5 protein-coding genes are annotated in these 2,149 nt (G+C 29.3%); all 5 read left to right on the top strand.

Annotation, left to right across the window (positions count from 1 at the left end):
* Positions 1–132: 132 nt before the first annotated feature.
* Genes T368_RS0111260 through T368_RS0111240 form a run of 5 tightly spaced genes read left to right on the top strand, consistent with a single transcriptional unit; the run spans position 133 to position 2,062 of the window.
* The gene (locus T368_RS0111260; RefSeq protein WP_004087816.1) at positions 133–321 is read left to right on the top strand and encodes a hypothetical protein; all 189 of its coding nucleotides are present in this window, start codon (positions 133–135) and stop codon (positions 319–321) included.
* Positions 318–758 carry a YopX family protein gene (locus T368_RS0111255; protein ID WP_004087817.1) on the top strand — a complete coding sequence of 147 codons (441 nt, stop codon included), beginning with the start codon at positions 318–320 and terminating at the stop codon, positions 756–758. Before T368_RS0111260 ends, T368_RS0111255 begins: the two co-directional genes overlap by 4 nt.
* Before the next feature lie 11 nt (positions 759–769).
* Complete coding sequence (locus T368_RS14710) at positions 770–1,264, top strand: YopX family protein (protein WP_004087818.1); 495 nt, start codon at positions 770–772, stop codon at positions 1,262–1,264.
* The gene (locus T368_RS0111245) at positions 1,251–1,478 is read left to right on the top strand and encodes a hypothetical protein (RefSeq protein ID WP_004087819.1); all 228 of its coding nucleotides are present in this window, start codon (positions 1,251–1,253) and stop codon (positions 1,476–1,478) included. The genes T368_RS14710 and T368_RS0111245 overlap by 14 nt, the downstream gene beginning before the upstream one ends.
* A 2-nt stretch (positions 1,479–1,480) precedes the next feature.
* Complete coding sequence (locus tag T368_RS0111240; RefSeq protein ID WP_004087827.1) at positions 1,481–2,062, top strand: tyrosine-type recombinase/integrase; 582 nt, start codon at positions 1,481–1,483, stop codon at positions 2,060–2,062.
* Positions 2,063–2,149: the final 87 nt, after the last annotated feature.

Genomic DNA, 2,149 nt, shown 5'->3' with positions numbered 1-2,149 from the left:
GGCAATATCCACGAGAATGCGGATTTGTTAAAAAAAAGAAAAAGTGCTTATCAAATGTAAGTATAGGGATATGTATGATTCAAAAGGATTCCCTAAATATTAGAAAAATGCAGAATTTTTAAAGGATAGAGAATGTTTAACACAAGAGATTTTATGAATGGTTTATATTTTTCAGCACAAGATGTATTAGAAGTCTATCTTAGACAATGCGAAAACAAAAAAGAGATAGAAAACATTGTAATGAAAGAATTGGAAAATTATTTAGACATTGCAGAAATCGAAATTACAACAAAACTAGATGAACTAAAGGAGACAAAATGAAGCTAAAAGACTTTGATTTTAGGATTTGGGATACAGAGAATAGAAAATATGTCAATGAAAATTATGCAAAAAATTATCATTGTGTGGGGATTGTAAAGTGGTTTGAAAACTTTCTTGGTGAAACTCAAGATTTTAATAAAAATGAATTTTTTGGATTTCAATTTTTTAATAGACACGAGAGCGGTTGCGGTGGTTTTAATGCTACCGAGTTTGCCGAGATAGAATTATGGACAGGTATGATAGACAAGAATGGCAAAAAGATATACGAGGGAGATATTGTGAAAAATAGAGATTTAGACACACTTTTATGCCTCTTTGATAAACATAATCTAAGATTTGTTTTTAAATATATAAATCGTAAGGAATACGATATATGCTACACCGCTATGGATATTTTAGAAGTCATAGGCAATATACATGAAAATGCGGATTTTTGAAAGGATAGAGAATGAAGTTAAAAGATTTTGATTTTAGGGTTTGGGTTGGTGGTTTTGCCATAGCAAATGGAGAAGTATGGAATGGTGGATATATAGATGATTCCTATATGAAAGAAAACCAATCCAACAAAGTAATAGCAATGGGATTAGTAAAGTTTTACGACAAAAACAAAGAAAAACTTGATGATATAGAATTTTTTACCTTTTATAACAATGTCGGCTTTAATCATGGAGTTAGTAATGATATAGAAATTGAATTATGGAGTGGATTCCATGATTGCAAGGGTAAAAAGATTTATGAAAATGACATCATACAAACAACAGAGGAAATAGGCGTAGTTGAATATAACAGAGGCACATTTTGGGTAAGGCAAGAAAACATAGAGCCATACAGATTAAATGTAGCTATTTTTGAGGAATTTATGAATTATGGCAAAGTTGAAGTCATAGGCAACATACATGAAAATGCGAAACTTTTAAAAAGGATAAAAAATGAAAGAAAATAACACAAAACAACAAAACACAAATGAAAACGAAAAGATTGAATTTGAAGTCTTTTTAACACAATATACAGATACGCTAAATGCTATCAATCAAAACATGCAAATCCTAGCTTCTAGCGTAATGCTATTGCAAAAAAGAATCAAAACAATGAAAGATAGCATGGATAACTTAGATACACAAATAAATGAAATGATAGATAGCAACAATAAGGAGTAAATATGAAAAAGTATAAACACGCAAAGGTTAGAAACAATAGTCAATTCATACAGGTAGAAGCTTGCATAAAAAATGTGCGTTATCGTTTTAGCACTAAGCTTCTTGCAACACAAGAAAACCTAGATTATGTGGAGCTAAATTATAAAGAAATAATCGAGCAATACAAAAATCAAAAAAGTATTGAAACAAACAAAGATAATCCTTATTTGCTTGCAAATTATGGTTATCAAATTTTAGAGTTAGAAAGAACAACATGCAAGGAATCAACATATATACGCTATCACAATGTATTCAAAAAGCATATCGTATCTACCATTGGCAATATGCTAATAAACGATTTTAGCCCAAAGGTTATGAAAGAAGTGTTTGCGACTAAGCTTTCTCATCTAAGTTTTGCAAATAGAAATATTGCAATGAGTATATTGAAAAAGATTTTTAATCATGCAATTACTGATGAAGTATATATAAAAGCTAATCCTATGGTTTGTATTAAGAGAGGTAAAAACAATCAAATAACACATAGAAATAAGCCTTTTGAGTTACATGAAGTTATGCAAATCATTGATTACATAGATAAAAGATAATTTAATAGATAATCGCATAAAACTTTATCTAAAAATAGCATTATTTACAGGCATGAGAGTAAATGAAATACTTGCCTTGAAATATGA

The sequence above is a fragment of the Helicobacter bilis ATCC 51630 genome (genome assembly GCF_000686565.1).
GTDB classification, from domain to species: Bacteria; Campylobacterota; Campylobacteria; order Campylobacterales; family Helicobacteraceae; genus Helicobacter_A; species Helicobacter_A bilis.
Note: the sequence above shows the minus strand (reverse complement) of the source record. Positions and strands in the feature narration are given on the sequence as shown.

Excerpts from the sequence above, each read along its gene's own strand:
- T368_RS14710 (WP_004087818.1), top strand. The coding sequence starts at position 770 with ATGAAGTTAAAAGATTTTGATTTTAGGGTTTGGGTTGGTGGTTTTGCC.
- T368_RS0111255 (WP_004087817.1), top strand. The coding sequence starts at position 318 with ATGAAGCTAAAAGACTTTGATTTTAGGATTTGGGATACAGAGAATAGA.
- T368_RS0111245 (WP_004087819.1), top strand. The coding sequence starts at position 1,251 with ATGAAAGAAAATAACACAAAACAACAAAACACAAATGAAAACGAAAAG.
- T368_RS0111260 (WP_004087816.1), top strand. The coding sequence starts at position 133 with ATGTTTAACACAAGAGATTTTATGAATGGTTTATATTTTTCAGCACAA.
- T368_RS0111240 (WP_004087827.1), top strand. The coding sequence starts at position 1,481 with ATGAAAAAGTATAAACACGCAAAGGTTAGAAACAATAGTCAATTCATA.